Source organism: Verrucomicrobiia bacterium, from assembly GCA_026414565.1.
Classification (GTDB): Bacteria; Verrucomicrobiota; Verrucomicrobiia; order Limisphaerales; family Fontisphaeraceae; genus Fontisphaera.
On sequence record JAOAIT010000064.1, the window covers coordinates 22262 to 42437 of the forward strand.

A 20176-nucleotide genomic window follows, 5' to 3' on the forward strand; every position below is an offset into this window, starting at 1 on the left:
GGAATTAAGTTACCCGACGCCGTTCGTTTAGCAACCCCTCAATTAAGAGCAGCAGGAGGCCCAGGGCGAGCGGGATTTGATAGATGTCCTGCGGATCGGTGGATTTGCGGACGTGCGTACCCTTGGGCAGGCGCTTGAGATGTTGCTCGTAAAGCTCCAGCAAGGCTTTCCCCTGCTGATCTTCCAGGCGGGCATAGGCGCCCCGGCCCGCGGCGGCCACCTGTTGCAGCACGCGCTCGTTCATGCGCGAGACCACCTCCCGGCCAAACTCGGTTTTGGCGAATCGCAGCGGTTGGCCCCAGGTACGATCGGGAATGCGCGCGCCGGCGGCACTGCCCACGCCCAGGGTGAAAATGGCCACTTTCTGTTGCGCCGCCTGGCGGGCGGCAAGGATGGCATCGCCCTGCAATTCCTCCCCGTCGGAGACGATCAGGATGGCCTTGCCGGCTTCCTGTTTGGCCTCGAAGGATTTCAAAGCCAGCTCGATGGCGGCCGCAATGTCGGTGCCGGGCTTGGAAACGGAGGTGGTGGTGAGGGCCAGGAGAGATCGCTCGATGGCGCCGTGGTCCTGGGAAATGGGCGAAATGAGGAAGGCTTCCCCGGCAAACGCAATCAAACCCACCCGGTCACCGGAAGGCAGACGCAGCAACTGGGTCAGGGCGCGCTTGGCGGCGGTGAGGCGGTTGGTCCCGGCGGCGTCCTCGGCGAGCATGCTGCGGGAGATGTCCAGCGCGATGAAGTAGTCAATGCCGGGCAGCTCGACGCGGACTTCGCGGTTGCCGAGCATGGGGCGGGCCAGGGCAATAATGAGTAGGGTGAGGCCACCCAGCAGGAAGACGAGCTTTTGCCGGCGGCGGGTATAGTTGACGGCCTGCAGGAATTGTTGTTGCAGGCGGGGCGCCATGACGCGGCTTAACAAGGCGCGCCGCCGTGCCGCCGCCCACCGCCACAGCCAGACGGCGGCCGGTAGGACCACGGGCAACAATAGGAGCCAGTACGGCTCGGCGAATTTTAAGGTAGCCTCCGCCATAAGGTATGAGCCAGGACAAACTCCAGCAGCAGCAGCGCCGCGGCGGCGGCCATCAGCCACGGGGCGAGCTCACGATAGATCCGCTGCTGGCCTTCCTTGAAGCTGGCCTTTTCCAGCAGGTCAATCTGCTGATACACGCTGCGCAGGCCGGAGAAATCGGCCACCTGGAAGACCTGGCCGCCGGTGAGCCTGGCCATTTGGGCCATTTCATTTTGCGCGAGATTCACCGTGGCCATCTCCCTGAAATCAATGATTTGAATCACATGTACCCGGACGCCCAGCGGCGCGATGGCGCGGGCCACTTCCTTGGGCGGTGGACCCTGATTCACCTGCTCGGCGTCGCTGACCAGGATGATCACCTTGGTCTGGTTGGTGGCGGGCAGGAGGTGCTCGGTGGCAATGAGCACGCCGGAGCCGGGGGCGGTGCCGCGCCCGTTTTTCTCGGTGGCAATGCGTTGAATCAGGTAATCATGATCGAGCGTCAGGGGACTGACGAGGAAGGCCTCCGCATCGAAGCGCACCAGACCGAGCCGGTCTTTGGGGCGGGCGCGCATAAACTCGCTGATGACCTTGATCAGGGCCTGGGCGCGGGTCACCTTGCGGCCGTCCATGGTGAAGTCGCGCTTGTTCATGGTGCTGGAGAAATCCAGCACCAGCATGATATTGATGCCTTTGGCCTCGACATCTTTCATGCCTTTTTCGACCTGCGGGCGCGCCAGGGCGAGGATCAGCAGCGTCAGCGCCAGCAAACGAAACCACCAAAGCCACCGGCCATGGCGGAAACGGGTGCTTTGGGCGGCGGGTTTGAGCAGTTCACCGGTGGAGAAGGGCACCGCGGCAATGGGGGCCCAGCGGCCGCGGAGCCAGGCCCACAAGGGCACCAGCAACAACAGCGGCAGCAGCCACGCGGATTCAAAGCGGAAGGTCTCCAACCACGGCTGCAGCTCTTTCATGGGCGCACCTCCGGGTTGGGCGCTGGCGTGGCGGCGGGGGCGTTGGCGTCGGCGGCGCGGCGGGCCTGCTGCTCGGCCGGGGTCAAGGGCTTGAATTGGGTCTCGGTCACAAAAATCACCGCCGCCTGGTGGAGCAGCTCCAGTTCATCCACTTCCGCCGTGCCGCGGGCGAATTTAAGAAAATCACAGCATTTCAGGAATTGCCCCAATTTTTCCTGGTGCGCGGGCGCCAGTTCGGGGGCGTTGCGGGCCTCGGCGAGGAATTCCTCCGTCGAACGGCGCGGGGCGTGGATATTGAAGCGACGCTCGATGTAGCGGCGCACGATGCCTGAGACGCAGATGGCGTAGGGGCGGCAGTTTTCCCGGCTAAGCTGCCGATGCGCCTTTTCCAGCTCCTCCAGGGCATCTTCCAGGGCCTGCTGGGCCTCAACTTCGGGGGCGAGGGCGAGACGCTGCTGCCGGCGGCGTCGCCAGATCAGATAAACCAACAGTCCGGCGGCGACGGCGCCCATGAGGATTTGCAGCCACAAGGGGAGCGGGCCGGGCGGCTCCAGCAACTGCAAATCATCAATGATGTTGGTATGGGTCATGTGCGCCAATTAAAGGTGCAGCGGCCAGGTCTCTGGGGCCTGCAGGCGGAATCTGGATGGGGGACGGCGGGTGGCATCAGGGGTGCATCCGATGGTAGCGGGTGTGGAAAAAACGGGTTAAGGAGCGCAGGTAGGGCCGGTCGGTTTCCACCTCAATGGAGTCCAGACCGGCGCGCCGGAGGTGCTCACGGGTGCGCTCCCGCAGCTTGAGGGCATTTTGGGCAAACCAGGCGCGTGTTTCGGGTTCCGCGGTGTTCAGTTCCACCACCTCGCCGGTTTCGGCGTCTTCAAACGCCACCCAGCCGATGTCCGGCAGCTCGCGCTCCACCGGGTCCAGGATTGGCACGGCGATTAGATCATGTTTGCGTCCCACCACCTTGAGCGCCCGTTCATAATTTTGATCCATGAAATCCGAAATCAGGAAAATGACAGCTTTGCGGGAGTGGGCGTGAAAGACGCGGTTGAGCGCGGCGGCGATGTTTGTGCGCTGGCTTTTGGGGCGGTAGGTGAGGATAAGGTCAATCATGGCCAGGACGTGCTGGCGGCCTTTGCGCGGGCTGAGGTAACGTTCCGTGCGGTCAGAGAAGAGCAGCAGCCCCACTTTATCGTTGTTCAGCACGGCGCTGAAGGCGAGAACCGCGGCCAGCTCGGCGGCGGTTTCGCGTTTGCTCTGGTGGGTGGAGCCCAGATTGCCGCTGGCGCTGACGTCCACCACCAGCAACACCGTCAGCTCGCGCTCCTCAATGTATTTCTTGATGTGCACGATGCCGGTGCGGGCCGTGACGTTCCAGTCAATGCGCCGCACCTCGTCGCCCGCCTCGTAGGGGCGGACTTCGTCGAAGTCCATCCCGCGGCCCTTGAAGACCGAGCGATACTGTCCCGCCATGAGGTTTTCCACCAGGAGGGTGGTGCGCAATTCAATGCGGCGGATTTTGCGCAGCCATTCGCGGGGGATCATGGCACGGGGATGTGATCCAGGAGGTGTTGCACGATGTGCTCGCTGGTCACTTCATCGGCTTCCGCCTCAAAGGTGGTGATGACCCGGTGCCGCAGGACATCCATGGCGATGGTTTTTACATCCTGCGGGGTGACGTAACCGCGGCCGTTGAGAAACGCCACGGCGCGGGCGGCCAGGTTGAGGTAGATGGTGGCGCGCGGCGAGCCGCCAAAACGAATCTTCCCGGTCAGCGGGGGCGCATATTTGGCCGGCTGCCGGGTGGCAAACACCAGGCGGATGATGTACTCGGTGATCTGGTCGTCCACGTGGATTTGATCCACCAGCTTGCGCATCTCGAGGATTTTCTCCGGCTCAATGACCGGCGCCAGGGGGGGCAGGCGGTATGTTTTGGCCGCCAGGTGCATGATTTTCTTTTCCTCCTCCTCGTTCGGATAGGTCACCACCACCTTGAGCATGAAACGGTCCACCTGCGCTTCGGGCAGTGCGTAGGTGCCTTCCTGCTCGATGGGATTCTGCGTGGCCATGACGAGGAAGGGGGAGGGGAGGGGGTGGGAGGTTTCGCCGATGGTCACCTGCCGCTCCTGCATGGCTTCAAGCAGGGCGCTTTGCACCTTGGCCGGAGCGCGGTTGATTTCGTCGGCCAGCACGAAATTGGCGAAGATGGGACCTTTCTTGGTGATGTACGAGCCGTCCTTGGGCACGTAAATCAGGTTGCCGATCAAATCACTGGGCAGGAGGTCGGGCGTGAATTGAATGCGTTGAAACTGGCCGTGAATGCATTGAGCCAGGGCGGTGATGGCGGCGGTTTTGGCCAGCCCGGGCACGCCTTCCAGCAGGATGTGCCCGTTGGCCAGGAGCCCCACCAACATGCGGTCAATCATGTGTTGCTGGCCGATGATGACCTTGGCGATTTGCTGGCGGATGTTCTCGATCAGGGGATGCAGCCCCTGAATGGTGCGATTCAAATCTTCAATTTCAGACTTCATATTGATGTTCTCTGCCCTTGTTCCCCGCGCGCCTGACACAAGCGCTGTTGCTCCCAGCCGGGTTTCGACGGCATGGCTTTTCCACAGGGCGAACTGGCGGACAGTTCAACATCCCCCGCACCGGTTGTAAAGCAACGGTTCCGTGACAAGGCGTGTGCAGTTTGGACTTGTCCCGGCCCCGGCTTATTCAAAAAAACCGCGCTTCCTGTGCGGTAGAAGCGCGGTTTGTCGTAGCCTGATGACCGGCAAGCCGGGCACGGATTCAAGACACTCGCACGCGGGCATGATGATGCGCCAGGGCCCAGTTGGCGAAGTTGCGCAACTCGCCCAGGCACCGATGAATCATGCTTGCCACCACCGGACTGGCCATGCGGCGCACGCCGCGCGGGGCGTTGGGGTCGCGCAGCGGGCTGGAGGCGCATTGCAGAACTTTTTCCTCGGTCACCTCCTCCACGCGGCGCAACAGTTCCGCGGTATCCATCTCATAGACCCCCTGTTTTTTGGTGAAGCCCAACACATCCCGCAGCACCAGGTGGGCGGCGATGTCGGACATGACCACTTCCGGAGGGCCGCTGTTGGCATTGGGGTTGGTCAGGATGGGAATGCGCATGAGCTTCACAGTGCGGCCATCCGGGAAATACTCAGGCTCAAAGGGGCCGGCGATGATGCGGACCTCCTTGAGGGCGTCGCGGATGGCGTTTTCCAATTCGCCCAACTGCCCGGCAAACATGGCCGGGGGGAAGAAGTGAATGATGCCGGTTGGATCATACGGATTGCTGCCGGGGGCGGGGACAAAGAACTCGGCAAACTGCTCGTCCCAAGTGACCCCATGGCGGGCGAAGAACGGGTTGAGGGCACGCACCGTCAAAAAATCGCAAAGTGCAAAGAGCTGATGCACGTAGAGCTTTTCCGCGTCATCAGCGACGGTGACTTTCATTCTCATGGCAAAGGTGCAGTTCATAATGTCAAACAGATTTCGTATGTTCAATGCTGCGGTTTACGGACCAGTAACCAGCAACCGCAGTTGGGGGGATAGGCAGGAAGGATGCCAAAGGAGAAATTATTGTTAAATAACTTTCCTGCAATGATTTTCATAAAATAACAACAAAAATGAAAACAACGAAATATCGTAATATACGGCTTTTCGTAGTCATGTGCATTTTTATTTACGAAATATCGTTGAATCTGTTCAGAAGGGTGGTATCGTCCGTGGGGTTTGGATAGGTGCTTGCAAGCAAACACGGCGGGTTGCTGGGAGGGTGGTGGCTTGGGTGGGTATTACCCATGAAGGATGACGGGGATTAAAGGTTTTAACATTTCATGCATACCCTGAGACTTGGCGCGGACTATCAGCCAGAGTTTGACTCGCTGCGCGAGCGGCTGCTGGAGATGGCGCAGATTCGGTCGGTGGATCAGTTGATGCGGCGGGTGGTGACGTTGATGGCGGAGCGTCCGCATGTGGCCCTGGCTAGGATCTGGCTGGTGGACAAGGGGGATCGTTGCGGGCGTTGCCGATTGCGTCAGGAATGTGGCAATCCGAGCCGGTGTTTGCATCTGGTGGCCAGTGCGGGGCGGCCCTACACTGATCCGATTGATTGGGCGCGATTGGATGGCGACTACCAGCGGATCCCCCTGGGTTGGGGCAAGATTGGGCAGATTGGCGAGAGCGGGCGGGCGTTGGTGGTGAAGGATTTGGCGGAGGATGCTGGGTGGCTGGAGCGGCCGGAGTGGGCGATTTTGGAGGGGATTCACGGCTTCAACGGCCAGCCCGTGCTGCATCATGACGAGGTGCTGGGCGTGCTGGCCATTTTTACGCGGATTCCGACGCCCGAGCTGGGGCCGGCCTGGCTGCGGATTTTTGCGGATCAGATTGCCGTGGCGCTGGTGAATGCGCGGGCGTTTGAGGAGATTGAGCGGTTGCGGGCGCAGTTGGAGCTGGAGAACACCTATTTACAGGAGGAGCTGCGGGAGGCGCGGAGTTTTGGGGAGCTGGTGGGGCAGAGCCGCGCCTTGCACCAGGTCCTGCGCCGGATCGAGCTGGTGGCTCCCACGGAGGCCACCGTATTGATTCTGGGAGAGTCTGGCACGGGCAAGGAGCTGGTGGCGCGGGAGGTGCATCGGCGCAGCCGTCGGGCGGGGCGTCCTTTGATTCGGGTCAACTGCGCGGCGGTGCCCCGGGAGCTGTTTGAGAGCGAATTTTTTGGCCATGCCAAAGGGGCCTTCACCGGCGCCTTGAAAGAAAGGGCAGGGCGGTTTGAGGCGGCGGACGGTGGCACCTTATTTCTGGACGAGGTGGGGGAAATCCCGCTGGAACTGCAGGGCAAGTTTTTGCGGGTGTTGCAGGAAGGTCAGTACGAGCGCCTGGGGGAGGATCGCACGCGGACGGTGGATGTGCGGATTCTGGCGGCGACCAACCGAAATCTGGAGGCGGAAGTGGCGGCGGGGCGGTTCAGGGCGGATTTGTTTTATCGCCTGAACGTATTTCCCATCCAGGTGCCGCCGTTGCGGGAGCGATTGGAGGATATCCCACTATTGGCATCCCACTTTTTACGTTTGGCGGCCCGACGTTTGGGGATGGCCGAGCCGCCGTTGAGCGCGGCGGATGTTATGCGCCTGCAGAGTTACGACTGGCCGGGCAATGTGCGGGAGCTGCAAAATGTCATTGAGCGGGCGGTGATTCTGGCGCGCGGTGGGCGGCTGGCTCTGGATTTGCCGGGGACGGAGCTGGAGGTGGCCGCACCCCAGCCAGCGGGTGCCGTGCCCGTCCGCTCGGGAGCGAGGGGGATTTTGACCGAGGCGCAGATGCGGGAGCTGGAGCGGGAAAATTTACGGGCGGCGCTGGAGGCCACGGGCTGGCGGGTGCATGGGCCGCGGGGGGCGGCGGCTCTGCTGGGGATCAAGCCGACGACGCTGGCTTCGCGGATGCAGAAACTGGGTCTGCGGCGTCCCTCCCGCGGGGGGAAATAAAAAACCGCGAGGGCGGCAAGGCCTTCGCGGCAAAGCGGGAAAGGTTTGGCTCAGGGCTACTCCTTCCGCTCCTTGAGCATCCATTCCACGCCGACCTTCACGTCGTCGCCGGTCTTGATCAATCCCATGGCGAGCTTGGGTTCGGGCGGTTTGATGCCGAAGTCGGTCATCTTCAAGTTGACCTTGGGGCTGACAATCTTGATTTTCTCGTCGTCCACCTTGGTGATGGTGACGGGCAGCGTAATTTTCTTGGTGACACCGGAGACGGTCAGCTCACCGGTGGATTCGCATTCGAGGCCTTTTTCGAGGCTGCCCTTGACGACCTTCAATTCGCCGAGTTTGTATTCGATGAACTGGAATTGATCGGCCTTCATGTGCTCCTGCATCACTTCATCCATTTTCTCCTTGCCGCTCTTGAGGGAGCGGACGGTGATTTTGACGGCCACAGCGGCTTTGAGAGTGCCGGGGGCGCCTTTCTGGAGGGCCGCCTTGTCCACGTCGAAGTAACCGGCGATGACGTTGCCTTCGACGGTCCAGTCATGGATGTTGGAAGTGCCATCAATGGTCACCTTGCTGCCGGGGGTGCTGGTGAAGCGGGTCAGGGATTGCGCCGAGACCGTGAGCGCGGCCAGCAAGGCCCAACCGGTGAGCAGGACGATGTTCATGCGTTTCATGTCGTTTTTCCTTTCTAGTGTGTTTTAAGGTTAAAGGTTTGTGGTCGGTCAGGTTCACACCTGGAACCATTCTTTGCTGAAAGTGATTTTCTCGCCTTTGACGATGGCTTCGTTGGCCTTGATGGCCATGACGGTGGCCATGAGGCCTTCGGACCAGTCGGCGGCGGCGAGCCAGGCCTTCTTGAGGGAATCGCTGTTGCGGTATTCCTCGACAGCCTTGGTGTCCTTCAATTCGCCGCCCATCATCTCGAAGTCTTCCATGGCGGCGCTGAGGGTGTTGGTATTGCCGATGAAGGCCTCCACCGACTTCAGCATGGAGGTGGCGATGTACGGCTCATTGACCACGGCATCCTTGAGGATCTTGGTGTTGTCCATGCGCATGGACAACCCCACTTCCTTGTACACCACGCCATCCTCCTTCTGGCAATAGACCTCCCAGCCGAGCAGCGGGGCATCGGCTTCCTTGAACATCCACGCGCTGTTGTCGCGGAGCAGAACGGCGGCATCGGTGCCGTAGAGGATGCCATAGGAGCCCTCGAAGGAGTTGACCAGGCCGAGGTCGAAGGTGAAGAAAACCTTGTTGGGGAATTCAATGACGGCCTGGACGGTATCATACACTTCCCGGTCATCGTTGTCTTTGTTCCAGTATAGGAGGCCCCCATGGCCCTGGATGGACTTGGGCCGCATGCCGAGGAACCAGGTGATGTGGTCCATGATATGGATGCCCTCCTCGCCCACCAAGCCGAGGGAAGTGTCGTTGTAGAGCCGCCAATTAAGCTCCTTCTCGCGCTCGGGGTTGGGCGCGGAGCGGCGCCAGGAGGTTTTCTGGGCCCACTGGGCGCGCGCGCGCACAAAATTGCCAGCGGCGCCGGCGCGGAGGTATTTCAGGGTGAAGGGATTTTGGGGATCAGCGCGGCGTTGGAGACCGGCCTGGAAGTTCAGGTGCGGGCGTTTTTTGGCGGCAGCGGCAATGGCCCGGGCATCGTCCACGGTATGGGCCAGCGGGGCCTCGCAATAGACGTGCTTGCCTGCGGCCAGCGCCGCTTCCACGATTTCCCGGTGTTTATGGGTGGGGGTGGCGACAAAGACGGCCTTGATGGATTTGTCCGCCAGCAACTCCTGGTAGTTGTTATAAGATTTGGCATTGGGGGCGAGCTGGGCGGCGCGTTTAATCATGGGCGCGTAGGTGTCGCAAATGCCCGCAATGGGGGCGTTGGGCAGGCGGTTGAGGGCGGTCATGATTTCGCGGCCCTGGGCGCCCAGGCCGATAATGCCACAGGGCACCGGCGGTTTTTTTACCTTAGGAGCCTCCTGGCCGGCCGGGGCATCGGCGGCCATGAGCCGCACGCCGCCCATGAGCGCGGCCACCGTGGCAAAGGAGGTGCCGCGCAGGAAGTCGCGCCGGTTAAAGTTCGACTCGTGATTGGCATGCATAACTTCAAATTGTTTCATATCCGCTCATCCTAACAAGGGCTGTGGGGCCATTTCCACAACATTATTTTATCTTCTACCGATTAGACAAAAAAAGGCTCCCGCTTATTCAGGCGGGAGCCTTCAAGTGGGCTGGCAATCGCTGCACCGGACTCATGCCAGGGCGCCGGGGCTGCCGGCGGCGGGCGCAGTTTGTGAGAAGTGCAGCTTATCGCCCTCGACGGTGACCAGGATGGGTTCGCCGTCGTGGAAGGAGCCTTTGAGAATCTCCTCGGCCAGGGGGTCTTCGAGGTACCGCTCCACGGCGCGGCGCATGGGCCGGGCGCCGTATTGCGGGTCGTAGCCCTTTTCCACGAGGAAGTCCTTGGCTTTTTCGTCCAGGCGCAAGGTGAAATTGCGGTGTTTGAGCCGCTCGCAAACCTTGTTGATCTCCAGGTCAAGAATGGCGATCAGGTCCGGCTTGGTGAGCGAGCGGAACACGATGATGTCGTCCAGGCGGTTGAGGAATTCCGGGCGGAAGAGGCGTTTGGCCTCGTCCATGATTTTCTCGCGCATTTTTTCGTAGCTGGTTTCATCACTGATGGGCGAGAAACCGAGCGTGGAATTTTTGCGGATGGTTTCCGCGCCCACATTGGAGGTGAGCAGCACAATGGTGTTGCGGAAGTTGACCACCCGGCCGACGCTGTCGGTGAGTTTGCCCTCCTCGAGGATCTGGAGGAGCATGTTCATCACGTCGGGATGGGCCTTTTCGATCTCGTCAAACAGCACGACCGAATAGGGGCGGCGGCGGACCTGCTCGGTGAGCTGGCCGCCCTCCTCATAGCCCACATAGCCTGGCGGGGAGCCCACCAGGCGGGAGACGGTGAATTTCTCCATGTATTCGCTCATGTCGAGCTGAATGAGCGCCTTGGCGTCGCCAAACATGGATTCGGCCAGGGTTTTGGCCAGGAGCGTTTTGCCCACGCCGGTGGGGCCCAGCAGGGCGAACGTGCCGATGGGCCGTTTGGGGTCCTTGAGCGAGGCGCGGGAGCGGCGCAGGGCCTTGCAGACGGCCGCCACGGCTTCGCGCTGGCCAATGACCACCTTGGACATCTCTTCCTCCATGTGCAGGAGGCGCTGGGCTTCGCCCTCCTCCATGCGGCGCAGGGGGATGCCCGTCCAGCGGCTGACCACCTGCAGGATGTCGTCTTCGTCCACCTTGACGCGTTTTTCCTCGCGGTTGGCCTTCCAGGCCAGGAGGACGGCCTCGAGTTTCTCTTTGGCCTGTTTTTCCTGGTCGCGGAAGCGGGCGGCACCTTCGTAGTCCTGCTGTTTAATGGCCGCCTCTTTCAGCCCCTTGATCCGCTCGATTTCCGTTTCGAGGTCCTTGACCTCCGGCGGGCGGGTCATGGCGGCGATGCGGGCGCGGGCGCCGGCTTCGTCCATCAAGTCAATGGCCTTGTCGGGCAGGAAGCGGTCGGTGATGTACCGCGCCGAGAGTTTGACGGCGGCTTCGATGGCGGCGTCGGTAATTTCGGCCTTGTGATGCTCTTCGTATTTGGGACGCAGTCCCTTGAGGATTTGAATGGCATCCTCAATGGAGGGTTCCTCGACCTTGACGCTCTGGAAGCGCCGTTCGAGGGCGGCGTCTTTTTCGATGTACTTGCGGTACTCGTTCAGGGTGGTGGCGCCGATGCATTGCATTTCGCCGCGGCTGAGGGCGGGCTTGATGATGTTGGAGGCGTCCATGGTGCCCTCGGCCGAGCCGGCGCCCACGATGGTGTGCAACTCGTCAATAAACAGGATGACGTTTTTGGAGCGGCGGATTTCATCCATGACCGCCTTGATGCGCTCCTCGAACTGGCCGCGATATTTGGTGCCCGCCACCATGAGGGCCAGGTCGAGGGTAATGACCCGCTTGTCGCGCAGCAGCTCCGGCACGTTGCCGCGGGCGATTTCCTGGGCCAGGCCTTCGACGATGGCGGTTTTGCCCACGCCGGCCTCCCCCAGGAGCACGGGGTTGTTTTTGGTGCGGCGGCAGAGGATTTGCGTCACGCGCTCGATCTCCGCCTTGCGGCCAATGACCGGGTCCAGCTCGCCGCGCCGTGCGATCTCCGTCAAGTCGCGTCCGAAGGCCTTGAGGGCGGGGGTTTTCACCTCGCCTTTTTTCTCGCCCGGAGCCGGGGCGGCGGGGCTGGGGCCTTTTTCCTGGGCTTCACCCGGCATGGCTTCCTCCTGCCCCTGGAAATCGGGATTCAGCTCTTTGAGGATTTCCTGGCGGGTTTGTTCCAAATCCACGTCCAGGTTTTTCAAGACGCGGGCGGCCACACCATCCCCTTCGCGCAGGAGGCCGAGCAGGATGTGCTCGGTGCCCACATAGGTGTGATTGAGGGCTTTGGCCTCCTTGCTGGCGAGGGCCAGCACTTTTTTAACGCGGGGCGTGTAGGGGATGTTGCCCACCACCTTTTGGTCGGGGCCGGTGCCGACGAGTTTTTCGACCTCCATGCGCAGGGTTTCCAAATCCAGCCCCATGCGCTGGAGCACATTGACCGCCACGCCCTGGCCGAGCTTGATCAGGCCAAGGAGGAGGTGTTCGGTTCCCACAAAGTTGTGATTGAACCGGTCGGCTTCCTTGCGCGCGAGCGCCAGCACCTGCTGGGCCCGTGGCGTGAAATTGCTCATTGATTCATCTGCCATAGTACCTCAATAAAGTGTGGCGCGTTGGCTGGTTTGTCCAGCGTCTAAAGGAGCTTTTGGGATACCCGCCTGCTTCACTTTAGCTAGCTGCCACGCGGGCCGGCTGCGGGCGGGGGCAAACCCGCGACAGCCAACCCGCCATAACATCCTATGAGTTGGTCAAAAAATCAATAGGCACTTGGGTGATGTCGAGGTTTTTTCCGGGTTTGACGGGCTGGCGTCCGTGCTCAGTCCAGCGTGCCCAGGGGTTCGACCTCCCAGGCAATGGCAAGGCCGGTGATGGCGCGGACGCGCTCCTCGATTTCCCGGGCCAGGAGTACGATGTCGGCCGCGGTGCCGCCTTCATTGATGAGCACCAGGGCCTGGCGTTCATGCAGCCGCACCTTGCCCCGGCCCCAGCCCCGCAGGCCGCAAATTTTATCCAGAATGTACCCCAGCGGCACCTTGATGCATCCTTCCCCTTCGGGATAGGCCGGCAGGTCGGGGTACCGGGAGCGCAGGCGCTGAAACTCGGCGGCGGGGAGCAGGAGGTTTTTGAAAAAAGAGCCGGCCGTGCCCACGGTTTTCCAGTCGGGCAATTTGGACTGACGGATTTGGATGACGGTCTGCCGTACCTCGGCGAGGGTGGGATGGGGATGGGACAGGCGGGCACGGACCTCGGGATAAACCACGCGGGGAGGCCCGGCTTTTTGCAAAAGGAAACTGGCGCGCATGACCACCCACGCGCGGCCGGCGGGGGTTTTGAAAAAGCTGTGGCGGTAGGCCATCTGGCAATCGCTCAGGCTCAAGCGGGCCAGCCTTCCGTCGTGGAGGTGCACGGCTTCGACCCATTCCAGGGTGTCCTTGATTTCGGTGCCGTAGGCGCCAATATTGCCGGCCACGGCGCCGCCGAGGGTGCCGGGAATGAGGGCCATGGTTTCCCAGCCGGCCAGGTTGTTCTCCACGGCCTGGGCCACCAGGGCGTCCCACTCCTCGCCGGCTTCAGCAATGACGCGCACGTGATTGCCCGTGGACTCGGCCATCGTGACGCCGCGAGCGGTCATGTGCAGCACGAGGCCGGGGAAACCGGCGTCACTGGCCAGCACGTTGCTGCCGCCGCCCAGCACGAAGAGGGGGAGGCCGGCCTGCCGTGCCCAGGCGACTGCCTCCTGGAGGTCGGTCTGGCATTGGATTTCCGCCCAGAAGCGGGCCGGGCCGCCCACACGGAGGGTGGTATGGCGGCTGAGCGGTTCATTTTCCCGGATGTTTAACGCCATGGAAGGCTCACGCTAAACTTCTGCAGGCACGCTGGCAAGCGCGCAGAACTTCATGGACAGGGGCGGAAGGGCCTCATTAAGCTCTGGCCCGCATGATGGAATATCTGGATGCCACCTTCAGTCCGGCGGAATTTGAGGCGTTGCGGGAGCGGGATCTTTCGGGTACGGCCTGCGTGGTTTTTGATGTATTGCGGGCCACCTCAAGCATGTTGACGGCGTTGGCCAACGGCGCCACGGCCATTGTGCCGGTGGAGGACATTCCGCAGGCGCTGGCATGGCGGCGGCGGCATCCGGAGGTGTTGCTGGCCGGGGAGCGGGACGGCTTGCGGATCCACGCCGGGCTGACGGGGGGGGTGGAGTTTGATTTGGGCAACTCGCCCCGCGAATACACCGCCGAGCGCGTGACGGGCCGCCTGATTGTGAGCACCACCACCAATGGGACTCGTGCCTTGAGGGCCTGCGCCCGCGCGCCGCTGATTCTGGTGGGGGGCTTCCTTAATTTACGCGCCGTCGCGGAGGAGTTGCGGCGGCGGGCTTATGGGCGGGTGCTGCTGGTCTGCGGGGGGACCTTTGAAGAGATGGCCCTGGAGGACGTGTTGGCGGCAGGCGGCCTGGCCGAGCTGCTGTTGCGAGACGCTCCGCGGGCGGCGGCGAGTGATGCCGTTCAGGTGGCATTGCAGCTTTATGCGCAACACCGCAGCGATTTGCTGGCCGCCATGAGGCTTGCCCGTAATGGGCGCAAGTTGTTGGCCCACCCTGAGCTGTCCGGGGATGTGGCGGCCTGTCTGGAAATGAACAAGCTGGATTTGGTGGCGGTGATGGATGAACAAGGGTTGGTGCGACGGCTGGAGCCGGCGAGCGGCTGTGACTGATTTTGCTTGGAATGGCGGGGTGATGCGTTAACGTAGGGGCACACGCAATGCCATGAAAACCGCACGTTCTCTCAGCCGTCGTTCCTTTCTACGCACCAGCGCCGCCACCACCGCCGCCGCCACGCTGGCGGCTGTGGACCTGTCCCGTTTTGCCCATGCAGCGGGAGGGGATGTCATCAAAGTCGGCATGATCGGCTGCGGCGGCCGCAACAGCGGGGCGGCCTTGCAGGCCCTGACGGCCGACAAGGGGGCGCGGCTGGTGGCGATGCATGATTACTTTCTGGATCGGGTCCACAACAAACGGGAAGCCCTCAAGGCGCAAAAGCCGGAGCAGGTGGAGGTGGACGATGCCCATTGTTTCAGCGGCTTCGAGGGATATAAGGGGGTGATTGAGGCTTCCGATGTGGTCCTGATTGCCAATGCGGCCAAGTTTCACCCGCTGCACACCATGGCCGCGATCCAGGCGGGCAAGCACGTGTTCACGGAGAAACCGCACGGCATTGATCCGGCGGGGGTCAAGCTGATGAAGGCGGCCGCGGAGCTGGCGAAGGAGAAAAAGCTTTGTCTGGTCTCCGGTCTGCACAGCCGCTACCACGCGGGTTACGAGGAAACGGTCAAGCGCATTCACGACGGGGCGATCGGGGACATTGTGTCCATCGAGGAAAACTTTTTGCGCGCGCCGTACGGGCTGGGCGATCGCAATCCCAAACACTCGGAGCTGGAATGGCAGGTGAGCATTCAGTACCGCTTTGTGTGGTTGAGCGGCGATGATGTGGTGCAGTCGCTGGTGCACAATCTGGACCGCGCCAGTTGGTGCATGAAAGACGCGGCGCCGCTGCGGTGTCATGGGATGGGTGGACGCTCGACGATGGTGGAAGGGAAATACGGCAATGTATTTGATCATCACGCGGTGGTGTATCTCTTTCCGAACAACATCCGCCTGTATGCGTTTTGCCGGACGACGACCTTTTGTTACGACGAGTATTCCAGCCTGGTTTTTGGCACCAAGGGCCGCGCCAACATCATGGGCTGCCGAATCAGCGGGGAGACGAACTGGCGGTGGGAGGGGCAATGTGATCCATATCAAGTGGAGCATGACCGGCTGTTTGCGGCCATCCGGGCCGGGGAGCCCATCAACAATGGGGAATACATGTGCCGGAGCACGATGATGGCGGTAATGGGCCAGATATCCTGTTACACCGGCAAGGAGGTGACGTGGGAGCAAATCAATGCTTCCAACTTTGCCTATCCGCCGCCGCCGGAAGAATGCAAGGAGGGCATGGAGGCGCCGGTCAAACCGGGGCCGGATGGCAGTTATCCGGTGTATATTCCCGGGAAGACCCAGCTTCTTTGAGCCTTCCTTTCTTTCCTTATCGGAAGGCCGGGTGTGGGGAAGGGGGGTGGTTTTGTCGGAGAATCACCCGACAAGGCGACGGTGATTGGATGACACGCTTTTCAGGCATCGCTCCGCTTCATTCGGGTGTGCGTTTTCCGTCAATATGAGTATGAAAGCAAAAGTCATGCGCACGTTGTCCATCGAGATTGGACGCGAGAGCTACCCCCGCTGGCCGGTGCCGGTGGTGCGAATCCCATCGGTGGCGATCTGGGTGGCGGGCAACGAAGCGGCCGGAGAGCCGCCCCAGCGGCAGAAGGCCCGGCAGGCGCCTTGTGCGCATGGGATGTTAATTGCCGCGGGGGCCTTGAGTTCTCCGTTGCTGCCGGTGGTTTGCCATCATGAGGCAGCCGGTCCGATGGTCAACTTTTAAGACATGCGAGAACCGGACGCAGACCTGCGGGTGGTGCTGCTGGAGGATTCGGCGCCCATAAGGCGCCGCCTGAAGGATTTGCTGTCCGAGCACTCCCGGGTGCGGGTGGTGGCCGATGTGTCATCGGTGCAGGAGGCCTTGCGGGCGGTGGAGGAGAACCAGCCGGATGTGGTCATTGTGGACATTGATCTGCCCGACGGCACGGGGATGGACCTGTTGCGGCATGTGCGTCATCACCGGCTGCGGGTCACCACCATTGTGCTGACCAACTACGACACGCCGGAATTCCGGTTGTGCTGCAAGGCGCTGGGGGCCAGTTATTATCTGATCAAATCCGAGGAGTTTGACCGGGTGCCGCAGGTGCTCAGCGCGTTGCCAATGGCCTCGTTATAAGGGGGCCATCCGCCGGCGGATTACTTTTTGCCCTGCTGGCGTACTTTTTCCTTCTTTTCCTCCAGCTCGGCCAGGAGGGCCTTGCGTTCGCCGGCCAGTTGTTTTTCCAGGGCGTCCATGGCTTCCCAGTCTCCACGTTCGCGGGCCTGGGCAAGCTTGCCCTGAATGAAAATCTCGCGATCGGCAATTTTGGCTTTGTATTCGGCGTCCAGCTCCGCGAGGCGGGCTTTTTGCTCGGGGGTGAGAGGGGTCAGGGGAGCGGTTTTATTGAGCCGCTCCATGGCCAGTTCGTAGGCGGTTTTCATGATTTTTTCTTCCAGGGCATGTCCGGGACTTTGACGTTCATTTTAACGGGGGGCGGGGGAGGCGCCTGGGCCATTTTAAGTTCGGGGTCATCCGCGGGAGCGGCACCGGGTGCGGGAGGCGGGGCCATGTTGCCCCGCCAGGAGGCGATCCGGGCCTGCAGCCCATGGTGCTCCGCTTTCTGTTTGTCACCGGCACGCATGTAAAAAAGGCTCAAATTGGTGTGCACCAGTTGCTCCTGGGGGCGCATTTGCTCGGCTTTGTGGCCTTCTTCGATGGCCTTGGCATAATCGCCTTTGCGGCAGTAGGCCATGCCCAGGGAGAGCTGGGCGTCAAAATGGTTGGGGTCTTCCGCCAGGATGGCTTTCAGCTTGGCGATGCACGAGTCAAAGTCGCCCATGCTGAAATCAAACATGGCGTCGTCGTATTGTTCCTGCAGGTTGGCCATGGGATGAGTGGACTAGCGCGCCATTTTTTTGCGGGCGTCCTCCAGAATGCGGCGCTCCTCGGCGGTGAGGCTGTGGATCCCCTGGGCCGAGATTTTGTCGAGAATGGGATCAATCTCCTCGCTGCGGGGGAAATCTGAAGCGGCGCGGCCCGGGGTGGCCGGGCTTGGGTGCCTGCGCCGGGGCAGCCAGTCCCGTGGGTTGGGGAGGCGATTCCACAGGCCGCCATACTCCTGGTGGAAGCCGATTTTGACCAGCCCCATGCCGGTCAACAGGCCGCCGAGGTGGGCGGCATGGGCGACTCCCGGGTCTGTGGGGACGACGGTAAAGAAGAGCGCAATGGCCAGAGAGCCATAAAGGAGATAGGAGGCCTGGAGGGGAATGAGAAAGAACAACAAGATGGTGGCTCGTGGCTCCAGGAGGCAGAACACCGCCAGCAGGGCGCATACTCCGGCCGAGGAGCCATAGACCTCGCCGGCCGGCTGCAGGAGGCGGTCGTAATGGCTGCCGGCAAACCAGTCGGGCCAGAAAAACCCCAGCACGGTCTGGAGGATGCCGCCCATGATGCCGCCGGCAAAAAAGATGGCCAGAAATTTCTTCCAGCCCAGGTAGGATTCCACCACCCGGCCAAAGAAGTAAATGCCGAGCAGATTGAACAGCAGGTGGAACAGACCGACATGAAGGAACATATAGGTGACCGGCTGCCACAAGTACCCTTGCCGGATGCCATCGGGGCTGAGCGCCAGATAAAAGTAATAGTCGGGCTTGCGAATGTAGGCTGCGTTGATGTGCTGAAGGGCAAAGCAGACCACCATGGCCAGCATGAGCAGGGTGCTGGCGCGCCAGATCCGGAAGCCCGCACCTTCCGGTTCACGCATATAGGCTCGATCACTCAGCATGATATCTTGAAGTTACGCAAAAAAGGGCGAAATTCAACGCGCATTTTTGCCCTCCCCTAGAATGTTACACCCAGGGTGGTGCGCAGTTGAAGGTCGTTGCGAGAAACCCCTGCGGCAGGTGTGCGATCGTAAATGTCCAGCACGCTGAGGTTGAGGCTGAGGCGCTTGTAGAAAAAGTAGCGCAGGCTCAATTCGGCCCGGACGCGGAAGTCATCCAAGGGGGAAAAACGCGGGTAAAAGTCCACCGACTCCTCCAGGCGCAACTGCTCGGCGATCTGCCATTGCAGGGTTTGGGCGAGGCGGACGGAGAAGTTGTCGCGGCGGCTGCCGTCGTTGCGGCGCTCGTTTTCATAGGAGCCGCCTGCTTCCAGATCCAGGACCAGGTTGGTTTGCATGAGCAGGTGATAGCCCAGACCGGGGCCGACCTGGTAACGCAGATCGATTTTGCGCACTTCGTCAAAGAGCGCATCCAGGTAGTTATAAACGAAGATGCGTTTGCTGAGGTCAAAGTCCGTTTTGAGGCTGCCCTCGACGCGGTTGGCATTCAGCGTGCCGTCCGTTTTGCCATAGGCGTAGTGCAGGTCAGCCAGCGAGCGGAAGCGGCCCTGGACATAACCCAGTTTGAGCCGGCTGTGATAAAGGGCGCTGTCGCGCTCGCCGCGGCGCAAATCTACGCCCACTTGCAAATCGCCACGCCAGGGGGAGGGCTTTTTAGGTTGAACGCTGCTCTGGTTGGTGGCAGGGAGGGCGGCGGTGACCGGCAAAGTGCCGGCCGGGGCGGCTTCGTTGGCCGGGGTTTGGCGTTGCACGATGGCGGCAACCTCCACGGCGATGGCCGGATTCCAGGCGTTGCTCAGCACCAGGCGCTGTGGGGTTTCCTCCACCACCACACCGCTCAGGCGGTCGCCATTTTTTAACTGCAATATCAGGGCCTCCCTGGTTGCCGCGCGCAGCCAGCGGCTGTCGGGACAGAAAAGGAGGAGAAGCCAGGTGAAAATCGCGAAGCGCCTAATTATTCGGAGAGGCAACATCATTGGTGTTGGGCGTTGAAGACTGGGGGTCGGGCGGGGGCAGGTCGGAGGGGGAGGGGCGGCGCTGGCCGCCACTCACGAAGACCTTGCCATCGGCATCGGCGCGCAACCGCGGGCGGCTGGTGGTGACTTCGTAAGTTTCCCGCAGGCCCAGCCGGCCGGAGGGATTGATGACCACATAATTGAAGGTGCGCGCGCCGTTTTGATGCAGCACATGGAGGTTGCTGAAGCGGTCAATCTGGCGCTCGGGCCGGCCGAAGGAAACCAGGTTGCCAACCGGGAAGGTGGCATAGATTTTGTCAGTGGCCGGATCGCTGATGCGCACGTAAAGGCGCAACTGTTTGACGGTGTTGGCCTGCAAGAGGGTGTATTTGCGGACTTCGGGGGCGCGATTGGTGGCGGGCGCGAGGGGATCTGCAGGCATCCCAAACTCCTGCTCCCAAAGCACGGTGCCGCGGATGATGGTAAAGCTGGCCGTCCCGCTGGCGATGGGGTCGGCCCATCCCGGCACCTTCAGAGTGGCGGCTACCAGGTAATTGCCCAGTTTGTCCAGACGGAAGGCCGGCTCCAAGTCCACGCGCACGCGGCCCAACTGGGCGGATTCCAGGCGAAAAGGGCCGGGCAGGCTCAGTTTGCCGGGCTGGGGGACGGGGGTGCCGTTGCGCATTTCGACGGCAAACGTCAGCCAGTCGGGTTCCTTGCCCAAGTCGAGGGCCTGACCGGATTGATTGCTGATTTCCACGAGCATGACCACCGGCTCGCCCAGCAGGTATTGCTCCTGGGCACAACGCAGCTCCACGGTCACTTGCGCGGAAAGTGTCAGGTTCAACCATCCGAGGAGGAATATCCACCGTATGATACGCACGCCGGTATTGTACCCCCGCCGGAGGAGGGGTGCCAAGTGGCAAAAGAACTTTTTACTTGCCGGCGAGATTCGTTATACTC

20 protein-coding genes are annotated in these 20176 nt (G+C 61.6%); 5 read left to right on the plus strand and 15 right to left on the minus strand.

Translation table 11 applies throughout. The annotated features are described in order from the left end of the window. Positions 1-4: 4 nt before the first annotated feature. The 6 genes from N3J91_15605 to N3J91_15630 all read right to left on the minus strand — a co-directional run bounded on the left by N3J91_15605 (position 5) and on the right by N3J91_15630 (position 5478). Positions 5-1030: a VWA domain-containing protein gene (locus N3J91_15605; GenBank protein ID MCX8157839.1), complete on the minus strand. Its 1026-nt coding sequence runs from the start codon at positions 1028-1030 to the stop codon at positions 5-7. Continuing rightward, on the minus strand, positions 1012-1983 hold the full coding sequence (locus tag N3J91_15610) for a VWA domain-containing protein (protein MCX8157840.1): 972 nt from the start codon (positions 1981-1983) through the stop codon (positions 1012-1014). The genes N3J91_15605 and N3J91_15610 overlap by 19 nt, the downstream gene beginning before the upstream one ends. After that, positions 1980-2573: a hypothetical protein gene (locus tag N3J91_15615; protein MCX8157841.1), complete on the minus strand. Its 594-nt coding sequence runs from the start codon at positions 2571-2573 to the stop codon at positions 1980-1982. Before N3J91_15615 ends, N3J91_15610 begins: the two co-directional genes overlap by 4 nt. Positions 2574-2649: 76 nt before the next feature. Beyond that, a complete protein-coding gene (locus tag N3J91_15620) occupies positions 2650-3531 on the minus strand; it encodes a DUF58 domain-containing protein (protein MCX8157842.1) in 882 nt (293 codons plus the stop codon). Further along, entirely contained in the window at positions 3528-4517 is a 990-nt protein-coding gene (locus tag N3J91_15625) for a MoxR family ATPase (GenBank protein MCX8157843.1), read from the minus strand. The genes N3J91_15620 and N3J91_15625 overlap by 4 nt, the downstream gene beginning before the upstream one ends. A gap of 262 nt (positions 4518-4779) precedes the next feature. Next, the gene (locus N3J91_15630) at positions 4780-5478 is read right to left on the minus strand and encodes a hypothetical protein (GenBank protein MCX8157844.1); all 699 of its coding nucleotides are present in this window, start codon (positions 5476-5478) and stop codon (positions 4780-4782) included. A gap of 359 nt (positions 5479-5837) precedes the next feature. Here N3J91_15630 and N3J91_15635 point away from each other — a divergent pair, with 359 nt between their 5' ends. Continuing rightward, positions 5838-7484 carry a sigma 54-interacting transcriptional regulator gene (locus N3J91_15635; protein MCX8157845.1) on the plus strand — a complete coding sequence of 549 codons (1647 nt, stop codon included), beginning with the start codon at positions 5838-5840 and terminating at the stop codon, positions 7482-7484. Between the two features lie 56 nt (positions 7485-7540). Here N3J91_15635 and N3J91_15640 read toward each other — a convergent pair whose 3' ends face one another. From N3J91_15640 to murB, 4 genes are all read right to left on the minus strand, one after another. After that, a complete protein-coding gene (locus tag N3J91_15640; protein MCX8157846.1) occupies positions 7541-8158 on the minus strand; it encodes a YceI family protein in 618 nt (205 codons plus the stop codon). 54 nt (positions 8159-8212) lie between these two features. Beyond that, positions 8213-9610, minus strand: a complete 1398-nt coding sequence (locus N3J91_15645) for a Gfo/Idh/MocA family oxidoreductase (protein ID MCX8157847.1) — start codon at positions 9608-9610, stop codon at positions 8213-8215. Positions 9611-9742: 132 nt separating this feature from the next. Continuing rightward, complete coding sequence (locus N3J91_15650; GenBank protein MCX8157848.1) at positions 9743-12265, minus strand: ATP-dependent Clp protease ATP-binding subunit; 2523 nt, start codon at positions 12263-12265, stop codon at positions 9743-9745. Between the two features lie 227 nt (positions 12266-12492). Then, a complete protein-coding gene (gene murB / locus N3J91_15655; protein MCX8157849.1) occupies positions 12493-13521 on the minus strand; it encodes a UDP-N-acetylmuramate dehydrogenase in 1029 nt (342 codons plus the stop codon). A 92-nt stretch (positions 13522-13613) separates the two neighbouring features. On the opposite strand from murB, the gene N3J91_15660 reads away from it, so the two are divergent. The 4 genes from N3J91_15660 (at position 13614) to N3J91_15675 (ending at position 16552) form a co-directional block, all read left to right on the plus strand. Further along, on the plus strand, positions 13614-14393 hold the full coding sequence (locus N3J91_15660) for a 2-phosphosulfolactate phosphatase (GenBank protein ID MCX8157850.1): 780 nt from the start codon (positions 13614-13616) through the stop codon (positions 14391-14393). 52 nt (positions 14394-14445) lie between these two features. After that, positions 14446-15747, plus strand: coding sequence for a Gfo/Idh/MocA family oxidoreductase (locus tag N3J91_15665; GenBank protein ID MCX8157851.1), 1302 nt, complete (start codon positions 14446-14448; stop codon positions 15745-15747). Between the two features lie 151 nt (positions 15748-15898). Beyond that, positions 15899-16159: a hypothetical protein gene (locus N3J91_15670; protein MCX8157852.1), complete on the plus strand. Its 261-nt coding sequence runs from the start codon at positions 15899-15901 to the stop codon at positions 16157-16159. A 3-nt stretch (positions 16160-16162) separates the two neighbouring features. Continuing rightward, a complete protein-coding gene (locus N3J91_15675) occupies positions 16163-16552 on the plus strand; it encodes a response regulator transcription factor (GenBank protein MCX8157853.1) in 390 nt (129 codons plus the stop codon). A 20-nt stretch (positions 16553-16572) separates the two neighbouring features. Here the strand turns inward: N3J91_15675 and N3J91_15680 are convergent, their stop codons facing one another. From N3J91_15680 to N3J91_15700, 5 genes are all read right to left on the minus strand, one after another. Continuing rightward, on the minus strand, positions 16573-16857 hold the full coding sequence (locus tag N3J91_15680) for a hypothetical protein (GenBank protein ID MCX8157854.1): 285 nt from the start codon (positions 16855-16857) through the stop codon (positions 16573-16575). Further along, positions 16854-17303 (minus strand): tetratricopeptide repeat protein, encoded by a 450-nt coding sequence (locus N3J91_15685; GenBank protein MCX8157855.1) that lies wholly within the window; start codon positions 17301-17303, stop codon positions 16854-16856. The genes N3J91_15680 and N3J91_15685 overlap by 4 nt, the downstream gene beginning before the upstream one ends. A gap of 12 nt (positions 17304-17315) precedes the next feature. Beyond that, positions 17316-18200 carry a rhomboid family intramembrane serine protease gene (locus N3J91_15690; GenBank protein MCX8157856.1) on the minus strand — a complete coding sequence of 295 codons (885 nt, stop codon included), beginning with the start codon at positions 18198-18200 and terminating at the stop codon, positions 17316-17318. Between the two features lie 56 nt (positions 18201-18256). Beyond that, a complete protein-coding gene (locus N3J91_15695) occupies positions 18257-19123 on the minus strand; it encodes a DUF481 domain-containing protein (protein MCX8157857.1) in 867 nt (288 codons plus the stop codon). A gap of 85 nt (positions 19124-19208) precedes the next feature. Then, a complete protein-coding gene (locus N3J91_15700) occupies positions 19209-20096 on the minus strand; it encodes a hypothetical protein (GenBank protein MCX8157858.1) in 888 nt (295 codons plus the stop codon). Between the last annotated feature and the right edge of the window lie 80 nt (positions 20097-20176).